The sequence below is a fragment of the Chitinophaga varians genome (assembly GCF_014529945.1).
GTDB classification, from domain to species: domain Bacteria; phylum Bacteroidota; class Bacteroidia; order Chitinophagales; family Chitinophagaceae; genus Chitinophaga; species Chitinophaga varians.
In genome coordinates this window covers 588482-604889 of record NZ_JACVFB010000003.1, presented here as the reverse complement: position 1 = coordinate 604889, position 16408 = coordinate 588482, and the positions used below count along the sequence as shown (strand labels likewise).

Below are 16408 nucleotides of genomic sequence, written 5' to 3'. Positions count from 1 at the left end.
TTGTCTCCCTGCGATGGATGAACGCGAAGAAGAGTTTGTAAATTAACTTCCAATTGGGTTAACTTTGCAGACAGGAATAGAATTTTAACAACAATTTATGATGACGAAAGAGCAGATTTTACAGGCCCTGAGCAACGTCGAAGAACCCGATCTGGGAAAGGATCTGGTGACGTTGAACATGGTAAAAGATATAGAGATAAACGGCAATAAGGTGAAGTTTACGGTAGTGCTGACAACGCCGGCCTGCCCGTTGAAAGATCTTATCAGGAACGCCTGTGTCAATGCCATTCATATGATGGTGAGCAAGGATGCGGAAGTGGAAGTAGTGATGACGGCCAATGTGAGCTCGCGTCGTACGGAAGGTAAAGGCGTATTGGCTGGCGTAAAAAATATTATTGTCGTGGCCTCCGGTAAAGGTGGTGTGGGCAAATCTACCGTGGCGGCCAATCTGGCGCTGGCACTGGGCCGTGATGGCGCCCGTGTGGGCCTGATGGATGCTGATATCTACGGACCGTCCGTTCCCATTATGTTTGGCCTGCGTGGCGAAAGACCGATGATGGTGAATGTGGAAGGTAAAGGCATGATCCAGCCGATAGAAAAATACGGCATCAAAGTAATGTCCATCGGTCTGCTGATCGATGAAAGACAAGCCGTGGTTTGGCGTGGCCCGATGGCCAGCAGCGCGCTCAGACAGTTTCTGACTGATGTGTACTGGGGCGAACTGGACTACCTCGTGATTGATATGCCTCCCGGCACCGGCGATATCCACCTGACACTGGTACAGACAGTACCGGTAACCGGCGCGGTGATGGTGACCACACCACAGGATGTGGCACTGGTAGACGTACAAAAAGGCATCGCTATGTTCAACGGACAGCAGATCAATGTGCCGATCCTTGGACTGGTGGAAAACATGGCTTATTTCACACCGGCAGAACTGCCTGAGAATAAATACTATATCTTCGGAAAAGAAGGTGGTAAAAAACTGGCAGAAGACCTGGAAATACCATTCCTGGGCCAGATCCCGCTGGTACAGAGCATCCGTGAGGGTGGCGATAGTGGCCAGCCTGCGATGGCCAGCGATGATAAGATTACCCGCAAAGCCTTCCTGGACGTGGCCGGCGCCGCTGCCAGAAGCATTGCGATGCGTAATGCCAATATCGCCCCCACTAAAATTGTGGATGTGATCGTATAAAATTTGCTCATTTAGGCATTTAAATATTTACTTATTTAAATGACCAAATGTCTAAATAACAAAATATTAAAATATTACAGCGAACATGACGTGGTATTTTCCACGGCATTTTCGCTGTTTTTTTTGGAAAATCTACATTCTTTTTTTCCTTATCTTTAGTTGAATCTTCCTCCGAAATGATTGTCGGTAAAGCATAACGGCCACAACAAATACACCACAGCAAAATATTTTAGAGGTAATCATAATATGTTTAAACTGCTGCAATGCTTAAGTTTTACTTAACTTTGCGCCCCAAATAAACCGACTATGAATCGACAGGAATTGGTGAATCTTATTAAGGAAAAACAATCTTATCTGTGCGTAGGATTGGATACAGACATGCAAAAGATTCCAAAACACCTGCTGTCTCACGCAGATCCGGTGTTTGCCTTTAACAAGGCAATTATTGACGCTACCAAAGACCTTTGTGTGGCGTATAAAATCAATACGGCCTTTTACGAATGTATGGGCATCCGCGGATGGGAAACGCTGCAGCGTACGATAGAATACATCCCTTCCGGCATCTTTACCATTGCTGACGCTAAACGCGGCGATATCGGCAATACCTCTACCCAATACGCCAAAACTTTTTTTGATACGTATAAGTTTGATTCCGTTACGGTAGCTCCTTATATGGGGAAAGACAGCGTATTACCGTTCCTTCAGTTCCCGGAAAAATGGACCATTCTCCTGGGACTTACTTCCAATGAAGGCAGCCAGGACTTCCAGCTGCAACAGGCGGGAGACGAGCTGCTGTTTGAAAAAGTGATGAAAACAGCAATGGAGTGGGGTACACCAGACAACCTGATGTTTGTGGTAGGCGCCACACAGTCAGCTCAACTGGGATATATCCGTAAAATGGTGCCCGACCACTTTTTCCTGGTACCGGGTGTAGGTGCGCAGGGAGGCAGTCTGCAGGAAATCTCCACGCAAGCCATGAATAAAGATTGCGGCCTGCTCGTGAATGTGAGCCGCGGTATCATTTATGCCGGCAACGGAGAAGATTTTGCCACCGATGCCCGTAATGCAGCCCAGCAATACCAGCAGGAAATGGCCACTTACCTGAATCAGACCACTGTCAGCCTCTGATACTGACAATAGCCGTTGGCGTTAGCTTTTAGCTGGCTGTGAAAAATTTTTCCGGAAGGCTGAAAGTTAACCGCCACTCAGGCATCTATTTAAACACACAATTTTTTTGTGTCCACCACGGAAGCACCTCAAAACGTAATCTCCCTGCACGCACCGCCGGATCTTCCTTCACCAGCTGCACTGCTTCCAGACTATCCCTGCAATCGAGTATAAATATTCCTTTCATATCGCCATCGTTGTCAAACGGACCGGCTACCAGCAGTTTGCCGGTTTGCGTGAGTTGTCGTATATGTTGCAGATGCGCCGTCTGAATACCAGCTGCTGCCACTGCCGGCTGGTCGCGGTGTGGGCCTCCTTTAAGCAATACCATCCAGTAACGTTTCATGTCTGGGTCGGCATTGGTCTTGCTGCGGGCTTCATGGATAGATGGTGATACTGATTGCAAAGCAGCGGGATGAAAAGATACCATCACAATCACCAGAAATCCCAGCAGAAAAATTGCAGGAATAACTTTGCTTGCCATACGGGATTTTTACCGAAGGTAGGTAATCAATCATGAATTGTGAATTAGAATTAAATTAAGTAATTGTGATGAATGATTGATAACTAATATGTTAGCGAGGCCCACCATTAGCCGTTACCGTTATTACCGGGGTATCGTCCGTCGTTCGTAATTCGTAATTGGTTATATTGGGTTATTAAACCCGAACAGATGTCTAAAGATTTATTCCAGTCACCGGATTATTATGCTGTAGATGGTTTGTTGACAGAAGAACACCTGTTAATCCGCGATACAGTAAGGCAGTGGGTGAAGAAAGAGATCTCACCCATTATTGAAGATTATTGCCAGCGTGCTACGTTCCCTTCGCAGATACTGAAGGGGCTCGGCGAACTGGGCTGTTTTGGCCCTACTATCCCGCAGGAATATGGCGGTGGCGGGATGGACCATATCGCCTACGGCCTGATGATGCAGGAGCTGGAACGGGGCGACAGCGGTATCCGTTCTACCGCTTCTGTACAGGGCTCCCTGGTGATGTATCCCATTTTTACTTTCGGCAGCGAAGCGCAGAAAAAGAAATACCTGCCTAAACTGGCCACCGGCGAATGGATGGGCTGCTTCGGCCTCACCGAGCCAGATCACGGTTCCAATCCGGCCGGCATGATCACCAACTACCGCGAAGATGGCGACCATGTGATCCTCAACGGTGCTAAAATGTGGATATCCAACGCCCCTTTCGCACAGATCGCTGTCGTATGGGCTAAAGATCCTGAAGGCGCTATCCGCGGCATCATCGTGGAACGTGGCATGGAAGGCTTTACTACACCGGAAACGAAAGGCAAATGGAGCCTGCGCGCCAGCGCTACCGGTGAACTGGTATTCGATAACGTCAGAGTGCCTAAAGAAAATATACTGCCGCTCGTCAAAGGATTGAAAGGACCGCTCAGCTGCCTCTCTTCTGCCCGCTATGGTATTGCATGGGGCGTGATCGGCGCGGCCATGGACTGTTACGACACCGCCCTGCGTTACTCAAAAGAACGTATCCAGTTTGGCCGTCCTATCGGCGGTTTCCAGCTTACGCAAAAGAAACTCGCTGAAATGGTGACGGAGATCACCAAAGCACAGCTGCTCAACTGGCGCCTTGGCGTATTGAAAAATGAAGGCAAGGCCACACCGGCACAGATCTCCATGGCTAAACGCAACTCCTGCGAAGTGGCTACCAAAATTGCCCGCGATGCCCGCTCTATCCTCGGTGGTATGGGCATCACCGGTGAATTCCCGGTAATGCGGCATATGATGAACCTGGAGAGTGTGCTTACCTATGAAGGTACACACGAGATCCACCTGTTGATCACCGGTATGGATGTTACCGGTTTTGATGCGTTTAAATAACCTGTATTTCCCCGTTAAAATACCGGCAGCTATGCATTCCCTGCATGTCTGCCGGTATTGTGTTTGATGGTGGTTGTTGCTGAAAACCCCAACACAAAATACTATCTTACCTGTCCATTATTCATGTTATCTGTTTTTTTATGAAGATGATTTTATTGCTTCTGATGAGTGTATGCGCCATGGCTGCGGTGCAGGCGCAGGAACAACCGTTGAAACTGGTGGCTTGTGAAGGAAAGGCGCAGGGCACTTATTACATTGTGAAATACCTGGCTCCGGACACCGCTTCGCTGCAGGGCCGTATCGACTCCATATTTGCAGTGATAGATCACTCGTTGTCATTGTACAAGCCCGGCTCTCTCATCAATCAGTTCAATGCTTCCGGTGAGGTGAAAATGGACGAACATATGCGGAATGTGGTGGAGAAAGCAATCTATACCAGTAAGGCCACCAACGGTATTTTTGATATCACGGTGAAACCGCTGGTATATCTATGGGGCTTCGGTGTCAGCAAACCTTCTTTCAGGGGCGTGCCGCCGGCAGACAGTATCAAAAAGGCATTGTCGTATGTGGGTTACCGTTATCTGTCAGTAAAAGGGGATCATCTCACTACCATTAAAAAAGGGGTACAAATAGATTGCAATGGCATCGCACAGGGATATACGGTAGATGTACTGGGCCGGTTTCTGGAGCAACAGGGCATTCAAAATTACCTGGTAGACGTAGGAGGGGAGCTGTGTGCCAAAGGAGTGAATCAACAGGGCAAGAACTGGCGTATCGGTATTGAGCGCCCGGCGCCCGGCGACACCACGTATGAACCGATACAGGCTATGGTGGAACTGAAAAATAAAGGTATCGCCACCAGCGGTAATTATCGACGCTTCTTCGACCAGGGCCGTACGCGTTTTGCGCATACCATCGATCCGGTGACGGGCATAGCCCTGCACAATCAGATCATCAGCGTGACCGTCATTGCGAAAGACTGTTTTACGGCAGATGCATTTGACAACCCGCTGATATTGATGGGCGTGGAAAAAGGATTAAAGTTTATTGCACAACATCCGGCATACGGACTGGAAGCGCTGTATATCTACAAGGCAGCGGATGGTAGTATCAAAGAGGCCAGAAGCCCGGGATTTTTATATTTGAGTATTTAGTTATTTTTTTATTTAAAAGGCAGCGAAGACCATCTTTTATTTTAAGGGGATCTTCGCTGCCTTTTAAATAAAAAAATAACCAAATGCGCAAATGACCAAATGAAAAACCCCGCTTCGTATACACGGAGCGGGGCACATCCTCACTATTCCTCTTTCATGAATATGGATAAAAAATGTTTTAGTGTATGTGTACCTTAATACCAATATTTCCCTGAATGCTGTTGAAGCTGGTGATTTCATTGTATTTGTACGGCGCGTAGTTGTAACGCACATTAGCATTGAACATCACTGGTGAATACTGGCCGAAAGGCACGTTGATACCTATTTCCGGGCTGACCATAAACTGCCAGCTGTTTTTCTTGTCTACAAACTCACCCCAATATTTTTCATAGTTCATATTGGCAGCACCAACACCGAGCACACCGTAAGGAATAACGGCGCTGGTGGCTGGCGTAAAGGCATAGCCTACCGTTGCCTGCAGTGGTATCACCTGCAGGGTGCGGGACTGTACCGCAGATACATCTCCTTGTTTATCGGAGTATACCGCGCGGGGCAGTCTTTCATAAAAATCCTGATAGCCGCTGCGTACACCTACAGACAAGCGATCATTCAACATATAGGACAGACCTGCGGACCAGCCACGGAAGCTGGTTTTATTAGCGTAGTCTTTCACAGAACCAAAAGGTTGGGCAATGGAGTAGTTGAGGTCTATGGACAAAGGCGGACGGCTTTGCGCAGACACAGCCTGTGCAGCGATACATCCCGCGAAAATCAGCAGCCAGTTTTTTATCTTTTTCATCTCTCTATCAATTTTAAATTTTCGGAATGGACTTTATTTGCTTTTGCTCAGGTAAGCTGATTGTGCAAAGGAAGCCTGTACCATGGGATCCACGTTGTTGGTGCTCCATACTCCGGAGCCACGCCAGAGGGAGTTCCAGATAACGTTGAACTTGTCGTTCTTCGCATTTTTCAGGTCGAAGAGATCGATCGCTGTTTGTCTTTCATTTACCTGGTACACAGTATAGTAGGAAGGCCAGTACCAACCACCGCCGGGGTAACCCCACCAGCCAGCGTCCCAGTAGCCGGGACCGCCCCACCAGCCCGGATTCCAGCCGATGCTTGTGTAGGAGTTGTCAATACGGGTAAGGTTAATGCCCAGATCAGGTTTGGCGGATTTGTCCACCAGTGTATAACCTCTCTGTTTCATCGCGGCCGTTACGGAAGCGATCAGTTGTTTGTCGTAAGTGGTCAGTGCCTTCCTGGCAGAATCACTGTTTCTGCTGAGCACAGCCACGGAATCGACGATGCTGAAGGTAGCATAGGAAGTAAAATCAACGGTACTGTCGTGGTTAGTGATATAAATCCTGGACTCCTCGTCTGTCATATCTTTCAAGGGGTCTTTACGGCAGCTGCTGATGGAAATCATTGCCACGAGCGCGGCAACAGCACTTAGTAAATACATTGTTCTTTTCATATCCTCGCGTATTAATTTTTATGATAGGTCTCTTCCGTAAAGGTTAACAGCGGAATGCGTGTCAAATGTTAACATATAATGCCGGCTGGCACGCGGCTGCATGGAAGTTTCCGTTATTTCCTATTATTCAACGCTTTGGATAGAAAGATGTTACAGGAAGTTTACTGGTTAATTGTTAAGGGAATCCTAAAATGGAATTTGGGTTAACAAAATGAGCTTTTAACAAAGATGACTAATTTAATATGTTTTTAGAAACTAATGCATCTTTTAACTGCTCCGGATGAACGAAATGTACGCTGTCGATTCCTTGTTCTTCTGCGGCTTTTACATTGCGGAGATTGTCATCGATAAACAGCGCATGTTCTGCATCAACCTGGTAGCGGTTGAGCAACAGCTGATAAAAAGAGGGAAAGGGTTTGCGTTGTTTTTCGCGGCCGGACACCACGATGCCATCAAACCATTGCAGGAAGGGGAATTCCACCAGGGCAAGGGGGAATGTTTCGTTGGACCAGTTGGTGAGTGCGTATAGTTTGTATTTACCACTCTCTTTCAGTTGGCGGAGCAGTTGCACTGATCCCGGAATTTCTCCGTTGAGCATTTCTTTCCAGCGGCCATAATAGGCACGTATCTGCGCTTCATGTGCCGGATGGTTGGCTACCAGCATTTCAGTAGCTTCCTGCAGACTTCTGCCGGCATCCTGTTCTTCGTTCCAGTCGGATGTGCAGATGTTCTGCAGAAAATTATCGATTTCTGCTTCTGTCGCAAATATTTTGCGATAGAGATAACGGGGATTCCAGTCGATCAGCACCGATCCCAGGTCAAAAATAATTGTGTCGTACACGTTCTTCGTTTGGCTTTTCATAGGTTAATAAGACAATTAGAAAGCAATTGGGTTTAAAGGCTGTCGGGTATTTCATCAGCAGCGTCTTCCAGTAGTTTAAGATCTACGGAGTCGCTACCGGCAATACCTTCAATAGAGCCTTTGATATGTGCAGCGTTGAGTAGTACTTTTTCCAGTTGTTTTTCGCGGGCTTTCCACAGTTTTTCCATGGCATCGCGTTCGCGTTGGATGGAGAGTTTCATGGCCATAAAGCCTTCACGGATAGCCTTCCATTGCTCGGCGAATTCGCTGCTGGTGAGGTAACCGTAAAGCATATGCATTTTATCTCCCTTGTTTTCCTGAGTGCGGATACTGCCGGCGATTTTGATGATACCATCGCGCAGCACATAAGCGAGTGATTTTACTTCTGCGAAAGTACAGATCCAGATCCCTTCTTTTTCACCGAAACGTTCCATATCGCGGGGCATGGTCTGCGTAACGAGGATGGCCACGTCTATACCCTGGCTACGCATGTCGGCTTTCAGTTTCTCTACCCATTCGCGCGCAAATTCTTTGGTCCTTTTGCTTTCGTAAATAATACGGCCGCATTCCTGCCCAAAGGAATTACGTATCAGCTGGACACAGTCGGCCCCGCGCACACCTTTGCCCACCGGCGTCACTTCATCAAACGGGAAGGTATTGCGGAGCATTTCTTCGAGCACCAGTTCCTGCACCTCGCCCTGCAATTGGGTAGAGCCTTGTTCTGCGCGGCGTTTCATTTCTTCCGCCAGTTTACGCTGGTCTTCCAGTTGTTTTTCCAGTTCGCGCATGCGCATCTGGTATTCGGTATCTTTCAGCTTGTTGCGCTCTGTTTCTTCTGTGCGTATTTTTTCGGCCAGCTCACCACGGGCTTCCATCAGTTTTTTCTGCAGATCGAGTTCCAGTTCCTGCTCTTTGTTTTTCAGTTCCTGCTCTTTCCGGAGGAAATCCAGTTCCTGCCTGCGGGCTTCGCGCAGCCGGGCTTCCTGTTCCTGATTGGTTTCGCGGAGGGTGGCCAGCTGGTTGTCGAAATCTGCGGTGATGGATTTACGCAGTTCTTCCGACAGGCTTTCCTGTAAACGCTTTTTTTCAGATTGTACCCGTTGGATGACTTCCTGTTCCTGTTGTTGCCGGAGCTGCTCTATCTGCTGGCGTTCCTGTGCCATGCGGTTTTTCTCTGTCAACAGGCCGTTTTTTTCGGCCTGCAGGGAATCGAGGCGCTTGCGCCATTCAGATTCCATTTTCCCCCTCATTTCTTTCTCAATGTCTGCGGCAAATGCATCTTCCATGACAAACTGGTGTCTGCAATTGGGACAGGTAATAGATGTTCCCATAATTTCAGTACAAAAATTACGTAAAGATAGGGTTTAGAAAGTTTGCCGGGAACGAATAAAAAAAGGAAGGAACATGACTTCCTTCCGGTCTGGAATAAATGGCACAAACAATAGCAAATAAGGTTTTACAATAAGATAGCTCAATTTCCTGTCTGGGGGCTAATGCTAAATTCATGCTTTATTATTAGCGGAGTGTTAAGGAATGATGATGGAATTGTTAAGAAAAGGGGGGAAGAAGGGAGGATTTAAAAACAAAAAAGCTCAGTGTAAAACACTGAGCTTCAATTGTTGGTGCGAAGGAGGAGATTCGAACTCCCAAGCCCTTTCAGGCACTACCACCTCAAAGTAGCGCGTCTACCAATTTCGCCACCTTCGCATCTTTCTGGTAGAATGGGCTGCAAAAATAATGGCTTTTTAGAAATAAGCAAATTTATTTATGCTTTTTCTCAAAAATGTGTCTTTTGTTGCAGCGCTGAAATCGGCTACTTCCTAAGCAGGATGCGGAAAGTAGTGCCTTTATTTATTTCTGAAGATTTTACAAAAAGTCTTCCTTTATGATACTCTTCGATGATTCTTTTCGCTAAAGAGAGCCCCAGGCCCCATCCTCTTTTTTTGGTGCTGAAGCCGGGTTTGAATACTTTTTCGAAGTGCATTTTGGGAATGCCTTTACCGGAATCGGCGATATCGATGGTCACGAAAGTGGGGTGGTTTTCGATATTGATATCGATATGGCCACTGCCTTCCATGGCATCGAGTGCGTTTTTGAGCAGGTTTTCCACAACCCAGTCAAACAGCGGGGGGGAGATCATGACGGGTAATTCCTTCTCGGTAGAATGAACGGCGAAGCGTACTTTCTGCGGCGCTCTTTTCCGGATGTAGGCGGTCATGTTTTCGATCTGTTCAAGGACATTGCGTTCTTCCAGTTTAGGCACGCTGCCTATTTTGGAGAAGCGGTCGGTGATCAGTTTGAGCCGGTCTACGTCTTTGGCGAGTTCTGTCACCATCATGGTATTGGCTTCGTTTTCCCGGAGGATTTCCAGCCATGCTTCCATGGAGGAGAGGGGGGTGCCCAGCTGGTGGGCGGTTTCTTTGGCGAGGCCTACCCATACCTGGTTTTGGGTGGCGCGGTTGGTGCTGGACAGGGCAAAGAGCACCAGGGCGATGAAGAGTGTTACCACGCCCAGCTGTATATAAGGGTAGTAGCGGATTTGTTTCAGGATAAGGGAGTCGCCGTAATAAATATAGTTGTACAGTTTATGCCGGGCATCAACCTCCATGATAAAGGGAGGGTGTTGTTTTTTAAATATCGACAGCTGTTCCTGCAGGTGGGCCGGATTTTGCGCGATACGTAAGGAATCGATGTTGCGGCTGTCGAGGATATGTCCTTGTTCATCGGTCAGGATGAGCGGGATGGTGGTGTTGGTGGTCACTATTTCCGTGGCGAGGTTAAGGTTGGCGTCGGGGGCTGACTTGAGCAGTTCCCGGTTGGCCTCTACCCAGGTGGCGACCTTTTTCCGTTCTTCATCCTGTATTTTTTTTGTCAGGTTGCTGACGAACCATATCGTGGTCACGATAATGAGCACTGCTATGGAGGCCAGTACGAACTTCCACCCGATGTATTGTCTAAACATATAACTAATTTAAGCCTTATTCCGCTTTGATGATTCGGGATGATTAGCAAATATTAGAATCCTTTGTTGCATATTTGCATCTCTTATTTTATTATTCACGCATAAACGTAATATCATTTGCACATATTGCCGTCGGTTGCTGTCGTTATATTAAATTGGAACGGAAAGGCTTTTCTGGAGAAGTTCCTGCCGTCTGTGTGCCGCTCTACTTATGGTAATTTACAGCTGGTGCTGGCTGATAACGCTTCTACTGACGACAGTGTGGCGTTTGTGGAAGCTCACTACCCGTCGGTTCGGATTATCCGTAATCCTTCCAACGATGGTTTTGCGGGTGGCTATAATGAAGCGCTGGCGCATGTGGAAGCTGATATTTATGTGTTGCTGAACCAGGATGTGGAGGTAGAGCCGGGGTGGATAGAGCCGGTGGTGGCACTGATGGAATCTGATTCCCGCATTGCTGCCTGTCAGCCTAAGATGCGGGCCTATCATCAGCCGGACGAGTTTGAGTATGCCGGTGCTGCCGGTGGTTGGATGGACGTACTGGGCTATACTTTTTGCCGGGGCCGCATTCTGTATACTACCGAAAAAGATGAGGGCCAGTACGACGACATGCAGGATATCTTCTGGGCTACGGGCGCTGCGCTCTTTATCCGGTCGGCCTGTTTTCATGAAGTGGGTGGCTTTGACCGCGATTTTTTCGCGCATATGGAAGAAGTGGACCTCTGCTGGCGTTTGCAAAGGGCGGGTTATCGTGTTTGTTACTGCCCTGGTTCAAAAGTGTTCCACGTAGGCGGTGGCAGCCTGCCACAGGGCAATCCCCGTAAACTATATCTCAATTTCCGCAATAACCTCATGATGTTATGGAAAAACCTGCATAGTGAAGACCGATGGGTCGTGCTCTTCCAGCGTTTTTTCCTCGACATTCTCGCCGGCGTTAAAAGCCTGGTGTCCGGCAAACCGAAAGACATGGTGGCTATTTATCGTGCTTACCGCGACTATTACCGGTGGCGGAAAACCTACGTCAATAAGCATGAGCTGCCGGAAGTGAAGCTGATGAAGATGAAAGGTGTTTTCCACGGAATCATGATCTGGCGCTATTATTTCCTTCGAAGGAAGAAGTTCCGGGAACTGATATAAAAAATCAGCCAATCCCCGGTTTTCTCTCTAAAATATCCCGATAACTAAATAAATAAATCCAAAATATTTGTTAGGTTTGCACCGGAAATAATCTGAATATGGAACACAATACCGTAGAAAATAAGAATGACATCACCCGCAACAGGGTTTCCCGCTCCCGTTTCTTTTATTATGTGGGTCTGTTTTGTTTAGTGGCGTTTTTGCTCGGAGGCTGCTACAATCTGTACAAACATAAATATCAGGGTAAGCCTGATGTGACTGTTCAGGAAAGTTCCTTGTATAATCCAAAATATAAGTAAGTAATATAAGCGACCTGCTTAGTTACTGCCAAAACATAATTATCCGGCCTCCCGCGGTTTTCCCCGGGAGGTTTTTTTTGCCCCTGATTCTTCTGATTCTTCTGAATTTCCCTGATTTTGCCCCGTTTTTCCGAATTTCCCCGGTTTTATCTGCCTGTGTGAGCTGCCTGTGTGTAGTGGATGCTTTTCCCTTTCGCGTAAATTATATTCCCGATGCGAGTAACCTGTTAACCGATAAGCGGGGAATTTTGTAGTGTCGGGTAATTCCGGCATGGCTTTATGATAACAATGGTCCAACGGAAAAAGAAGGAAGCGCACAAACCCGGTAAAAAATCTTTAGCGAGACTGGTGGTCGACAAGCTGCATTTGTGGCTGGGACTGGCTTCCGGCATTATTGTACTGATCATCGCCGTCACTGGCTGTTTGTTTGTTTTCCAGCGGGAAATCAATGAAGTGATTTACCACAAAGAGATGTTCGTGACGCCGCAGGAGCATACCCTGCCGCTCAGCGAGCTGCGGGTGAGCGCCCAGCAGGCGTTGGGTGACAAACCTATCCTTTCCGTGACCACCTGGCGCCTGCCGGACCGCGCCTGGGAATTCATGGCCTATAAAGCCAATGATACCGCGATCACTTATTTCGGTTGTGTGGAATATTATGAATCTGTACTGGTAGACCCTTATACCGGCGCCATCAATGGTCGTATCAATTACAAATACAGCTTTTTCCCGATTGTGAAAATGATACACTGGAGCCTGCTGCTCAATACCCGCTACGGTCAACCGATAGTAGGCTGGAGCACTGTCGTGTTTGTCATTTTGCTGATCACTGGTTTGATCATGTGGTGGCCGAAACGCTGGACCAAAGCCGCCCGCGACCAAAGCTTCAGGATTAAATGGAAAGCCAGTTTCAAGCGGGTCAATTATGACCTGCATAACGTGCTTGGTTTCTATAGCCTTATCATAGCCCTGGTGCTGGCCCTTACGGGCATGGTATGGGCCTTTACCTGGTTTGAGAAGGCCGTGTATGTAGCTGCTGCGGGCACTACTACACCGCCGGCAGTGAAACAGGTGAGTTCTGGTCCTGCTACGGCTACCACCACCGGTAATCCGCTGGATATCGCCTTCAATACCGCTCAGCCGTTGATAAAAGACGCTACCCGTGTTTTCGTATATCCGGCAGCGTACCCTGAAGGCGTGCATACTATTGGCGGGTACAGGGGCAAGGATATTTATTTTGGCAGCGATGAGTATCAGTTTGACCAATACACGGGCAAAATGGTGGGGCATAACGAATACAAAAAGAAGAACCGGGGTGAGAAACTGATCGCGATGAATTATGATATTCATGTGGGTGCTATTGGTGGACTGCCGGGAAAAATTATTGCGTTTGTGATCAGTCTTATTTGTGCTTCCCTGCCGGTAACGGGCTTCTATGTATGGTGGGGCAAACAGAAAAAATCAAAAAAACAAGCAGTGAAACCTGTTGCGCGATTGAATACTGTATAAAATTGTAATAATTTTTGTTTCGCTTAAACCCTCTGTGGTATTGGTTTTGGGGAGATGATTTACAATTGTGTGCAACTATTTTTTTAAAAACTTTGAAAAAATATTTTGTGTTTTCAGTCCGTTTCCTATCTTTGCAATCCCAACGAAAACGCCACACGGCAAACAAACACGCCGAAAGCGCCAACAGTCGGGAAGTTCTTAAAAGTTTTATGTTTTAAAACACCTGCGGAAGTAGCTCATTTGGTAGAGCACGACCTTGCCAAGGTCGGGGTGGCCGGTTCGAGCCCGGTCTTCCGCTCCAAGCCGGAATGCTTTAACAGCATCAACCGTCAAAAAAAGTTCTTAGTCAAAATTGCGGAAGTAGCTCATTTGGTAGAGCACGACCTTGCCAAGGTCGGGGTGGCCGGTTCGAGCCCGGTCTTCCGCTCTAAAGCCTGATCATATTACATGATCAGGCTTTTTTTTTGCCCCCATGTCTCCCAGTGTTAAAACCCCGGGCAAAGATGTTCTTTCGAATGAAGCACCCGGTATTTATGGGTGGTAAGCATCTTTGTTCTGGGCTTCTTCATAAAAAAAGCGCACCGTTACCGATGCGCCGCTTATTGTTCAATATCATTTTACTTGTTAGAAATCGCCGCTGGCGCCGCCGCCACCGCCTGAACCGCCGCCAAAATTGGTGGTATGGGTATCTGTAGGCCTTGATCCCGGCGTGAATGTCTGCGCAATGATCAGTGACTCCACTTTCAGTCGGTCTGCCATGCCCGGTTCGTCAGAGGCTGCGTAGGTGAAGCCATTCTTCGGCGTATGCAGGTACCTGATCAGTGCCCATGCACCACCGGTGAGTACCAGTCCGCCGATGACCATGGCCGTTTCCAGTGGCATCACGCTGTGGTAATAACGGACTGTAAATACGATCATGGCGATTAAAATGATGCCTGTACGCAGCAACACTGCATCTTTTTTCCGGACGCCCAGGAAAATATACAATGGGGGAATGATCACGGTGAGTATCCAGAACAGCCATCCGCCGGGGATACCCTGGCCGGGTTGAAGTTCCAGCATAAACATGGTGTTGGTCACCTCCCTGACCACAAAATAATTGCCGGCCATATAGAGCGTTATCAGCGACAGGATGCGGAGCAATGTGAGGCAATCGGCGTAATGCCGGAGGGCCGTGCGTTTTACCAGCCGGGTTGTAATCAGGTAAGCAGCCAGTGATAGGGCCATGAGCAGGAATGGCAATACCGGGGTGCTGTGAGGGATCAGCATCGCCTGCCAGAAAATGAGCAGCAGAAAGGAGAGGTAGGCCACCGCCGCCGATGCCATATCAGCATAACGCAATGTGCCCAGTACTGTAAGCCCGAAAACGACCAACGCAACGGTACTCCCGGAAGTGTTGTGAGATTCGAGGAATATGCCTGTGCAGAGCAATCCGACGGCGCTCCACAGCAAGGATTCGTTTATCCCTGACCGGTAGGAGCCTTTCTGGCTGATGGCAAATTCCAGTGCGCCTATGCAAAGGAGGGAAGCTATGATCAGCATCGCCCGGATGGCAGACATGGAGTCACTGGTGATCGTCAGTAATAGCAGAAAGCCGGTGCTGAAAGCCACCACGATAGTGGTGAGTATAAAAAGGCCTACCCGGGTGATCGGGTTAGGCATGTAAAGTTTAGCCGGATGTGCGGTGCGTATCGCTTCCAGCGTTTCAGGGCTGATGCATCCCTGCCGGTGCGCTTTGGCAGCCTCGGTTTGTATATCGAGATGGTCGAGGGTAGTAGTAGGCCAGGCAATCATGGTTGTTTGATTTTTTTGCTGAGGTTAACTAAGAAGAAAATAACCGCTACCGTGGACACGATCATATATAAGAATCCTACGTAGATATCGTCCACGTGATTGAACATGGCCCGTGCCAGGAGAATGCTAACGGCCACATAGCCATAGAGTACGGCGAGCAGTACAAAATAAAACGAGTGGTCACGGAAGGCGCGGGACCAGGTGAGGTATACGCCAACGGCGGCGGGCAGGAACCATACCAGGTACCAGCTGTCGAACATGCACATGCCGGCAATAGTGGCAATGAAGAAGATATGCACACCGAAGTTGCGGTAGGTAAAGGCGAAGTGTTTTTTGAAGTCGCGTTTTTCCGATAGTTCCGCCATGGCCACCAGACCTATACCCAATGCCACGCCGGTGTATATCAGGGTATGGTTGCTGAAATCATTTTGTGACAGCACCTGGAACGGCGTGATAGCGATACCTGCCCAGGCAGCGAGGTTGGTAACGGCCATCGACAGGATACCGAGATGATCGAAGTAATAGGCCGTGGCAAACAGTACCACCATGGGAATGAAAGTAGCGAGGCCATAGGCCGTACCGAAAGCGGTGTACTGGTATTGCAGGTACCCGATAAAGGTGACGAAAGTAAGGCTGCCTAACAGTAACGCATAATCGTAGAATGCATTGGGCGATTCCGTTTTCTCCCGGGAGAAGGGAGGCCGGTGCCGGAAACAATAAGCATAACAGCCGATGCATAGCAGTGCGATGAAAAGAAGAATGACCTGGTGACCGATGGTATCAATGTTTTTGTATACCAGGATGCCGAGGCCTCCGCTCAGTAATAGTACACCAAGGTACAGGGCAGTTTTGATTTCCCAGTGAAGGGAGAAAAGGCGGGTGGTTTCGGTATGGGTAACACGTTGCATTTCCTCGTCACTGATCAATCCTTCTTTTTGGAGTTTGGAGAAAGTATCAATGTTCATGGGGTGAAAATACGAATTACGAATTATGAATTACGAATTCA

General features: G+C 48.2%; 14 protein-coding genes and 3 tRNA genes. 8 read left to right on the top strand and 9 right to left on the bottom strand.

Going from position 1 to position 16408, the window contains the following annotated elements:
* The first annotated feature begins 97 nt into the window (after positions 1 to 97).
* A complete protein-coding gene (locus ICL55_RS16845; RefSeq protein ID WP_188099333.1) occupies positions 98 to 1195 on the top strand; it encodes an Mrp/NBP35 family ATP-binding protein in 1098 nt (365 codons plus the stop codon).
* 306 nt (positions 1196 to 1501) lie between these two features.
* Positions 1502 to 2323 carry an orotidine-5'-phosphate decarboxylase gene (gene pyrF / locus ICL55_RS16840; protein ID WP_188099331.1) on the top strand — a complete coding sequence of 274 codons (822 nt, stop codon included), beginning with the start codon at positions 1502 to 1504 and terminating at the stop codon, positions 2321 to 2323.
* Positions 2324 to 2408: 85 nt separating this feature from the next.
* Here the strand turns inward: pyrF and ICL55_RS16835 are convergent, their stop codons facing one another.
* Complete coding sequence (locus ICL55_RS16835; protein ID WP_188099329.1) at positions 2409 to 2846, bottom strand: YciI family protein; 438 nt, start codon at positions 2844 to 2846, stop codon at positions 2409 to 2411.
* 189 nt (positions 2847 to 3035) lie between these two features.
* On the opposite strand from ICL55_RS16835, the gene ICL55_RS16830 reads away from it, so the two are divergent.
* Together ICL55_RS16830 and ICL55_RS16825 are read left to right on the top strand one after the other, a co-directional pair.
* Entirely contained in the window at positions 3036 to 4214 is a 1179-nt protein-coding gene (locus ICL55_RS16830) for an acyl-CoA dehydrogenase family protein (RefSeq protein WP_188099327.1), read from the top strand.
* Positions 4215 to 4354: 140 nt separating this feature from the next.
* Complete coding sequence (locus ICL55_RS16825; protein WP_188099325.1) at positions 4355 to 5368, top strand: FAD:protein FMN transferase; 1014 nt, start codon at positions 4355 to 4357, stop codon at positions 5366 to 5368.
* A gap of 178 nt (positions 5369 to 5546) precedes the next feature.
* On the opposite strand, the gene ICL55_RS16820 is transcribed toward ICL55_RS16825, so the two are convergent.
* The 6 genes from ICL55_RS16820 to ICL55_RS16795 form a co-directional block, all read right to left on the bottom strand.
* Entirely contained in the window at positions 5547 to 6167 is a 621-nt protein-coding gene (locus ICL55_RS16820) for an outer membrane beta-barrel protein (protein WP_188099323.1), read from the bottom strand.
* A 33-nt stretch (positions 6168 to 6200) separates the two neighbouring features.
* A complete protein-coding gene (locus ICL55_RS16815) occupies positions 6201 to 6842 on the bottom strand; it encodes a DUF4136 domain-containing protein (RefSeq protein ID WP_188099321.1) in 642 nt (213 codons plus the stop codon).
* A gap of 232 nt (positions 6843 to 7074) precedes the next feature.
* Entirely contained in the window at positions 7075 to 7704 is a 630-nt protein-coding gene (locus ICL55_RS16810) for an HAD family hydrolase (protein ID WP_188099319.1), read from the bottom strand.
* 32 nt (positions 7705 to 7736) lie between these two features.
* Positions 7737 to 8990, bottom strand: coding sequence for a DUF2130 domain-containing protein (locus ICL55_RS16805; RefSeq protein WP_246496406.1), 1254 nt, complete (start codon positions 8988 to 8990; stop codon positions 7737 to 7739).
* A gap of 334 nt (positions 8991 to 9324) precedes the next feature.
* Positions 9325 to 9411, bottom strand: a tRNA-Leu gene (locus tag ICL55_RS16800).
* A 106-nt stretch (positions 9412 to 9517) separates the two neighbouring features.
* The gene (locus ICL55_RS16795) at positions 9518 to 10666 is read right to left on the bottom strand and encodes a sensor histidine kinase (protein WP_188099315.1); all 1149 of its coding nucleotides are present in this window, start codon (positions 10664 to 10666) and stop codon (positions 9518 to 9520) included.
* A gap of 117 nt (positions 10667 to 10783) precedes the next feature.
* On the opposite strand from ICL55_RS16795, the gene ICL55_RS16790 reads away from it, so the two are divergent.
* The 4 genes from ICL55_RS16790 to ICL55_RS16775 all read left to right on the top strand — a co-directional run bounded on the left by ICL55_RS16790 (position 10784) and on the right by ICL55_RS16775 (position 14035).
* Entirely contained in the window at positions 10784 to 11803 is a 1020-nt protein-coding gene (locus ICL55_RS16790) for a glycosyltransferase family 2 protein (protein WP_188099313.1), read from the top strand.
* 578 nt (positions 11804 to 12381) lie between these two features.
* Positions 12382 to 13608: a PepSY-associated TM helix domain-containing protein gene (locus ICL55_RS16785; protein ID WP_223151479.1), complete on the top strand. Its 1227-nt coding sequence runs from the start codon at positions 12382 to 12384 to the stop codon at positions 13606 to 13608.
* A 225-nt stretch (positions 13609 to 13833) separates the two neighbouring features.
* Positions 13834 to 13909, top strand: a tRNA-Gly gene (locus ICL55_RS16780).
* A 53-nt stretch (positions 13910 to 13962) separates the two neighbouring features.
* A tRNA-Gly gene (locus tag ICL55_RS16775) sits at positions 13963 to 14035 on the top strand.
* Positions 14036 to 14232: 197 nt separating this feature from the next.
* Here ICL55_RS16775 and ICL55_RS16770 read toward each other — a convergent pair.
* The gene (locus tag ICL55_RS16770; RefSeq protein ID WP_188099311.1) at positions 14233 to 15402 is read right to left on the bottom strand and encodes a hypothetical protein; all 1170 of its coding nucleotides are present in this window, start codon (positions 15400 to 15402) and stop codon (positions 14233 to 14235) included.
* Entirely contained in the window at positions 15399 to 16367 is a 969-nt protein-coding gene (locus ICL55_RS16765) for a DUF2157 domain-containing protein (protein ID WP_188099308.1), read from the bottom strand. Before ICL55_RS16765 ends, ICL55_RS16770 begins: the two co-directional genes overlap by 4 nt.
* Positions 16368 to 16408: the final 41 nt, after the last annotated feature.

Bases quoted from the DNA above. Each gene is read 5' to 3' on its own strand.
- ICL55_RS16845 (WP_188099333.1), top strand. From the start codon at position 98: ATGATGACGAAAGAGCAGATTTTACAGGCCCTGAGCAACGTCGAAGAA.
- pyrF (WP_188099331.1), top strand. From the start codon at position 1,502: ATGAATCGACAGGAATTGGTGAATCTTATTAAGGAAAAACAATCTTAT.
- ICL55_RS16835 (WP_188099329.1), bottom strand. From the start codon at position 2,846: ATGGCAAGCAAAGTTATTCCTGCAATTTTTCTGCTGGGATTTCTGGTG.
- ICL55_RS16830 (WP_188099327.1), top strand. From the start codon at position 3,036: ATGTCTAAAGATTTATTCCAGTCACCGGATTATTATGCTGTAGATGGT.
- ICL55_RS16825 (WP_188099325.1), top strand. From the start codon at position 4,355: ATGAAGATGATTTTATTGCTTCTGATGAGTGTATGCGCCATGGCTGCG.
- ICL55_RS16820 (WP_188099323.1), bottom strand. From the start codon at position 6,167: ATGAAAAAGATAAAAAACTGGCTGCTGATTTTCGCGGGATGTATCGCT.
- ICL55_RS16815 (WP_188099321.1), bottom strand. From the start codon at position 6,842: ATGAAAAGAACAATGTATTTACTAAGTGCTGTTGCCGCGCTCGTGGCA.
- ICL55_RS16810 (WP_188099319.1), bottom strand. From the start codon at position 7,704: ATGAAAAGCCAAACGAAGAACGTGTACGACACAATTATTTTTGACCTG.
- ICL55_RS16805 (WP_246496406.1), bottom strand. From the start codon at position 8,990: ATGGAAGATGCATTTGCCGCAGACATTGAGAAAGAAATGAGGGGGAAA.
- ICL55_RS16795 (WP_188099315.1), bottom strand. From the start codon at position 10,666: ATGTTTAGACAATACATCGGGTGGAAGTTCGTACTGGCCTCCATAGCA.
- ICL55_RS16785 (WP_223151479.1), top strand. From the start codon at position 12,382: ATGATAACAATGGTCCAACGGAAAAAGAAGGAAGCGCACAAACCCGGT.
- ICL55_RS16770 (WP_188099311.1), bottom strand. From the start codon at position 15,402: ATGATTGCCTGGCCTACTACTACCCTCGACCATCTCGATATACAAACC.
- ICL55_RS16765 (WP_188099308.1), bottom strand. From the start codon at position 16,367: ATGAACATTGATACTTTCTCCAAACTCCAAAAAGAAGGATTGATCAGT.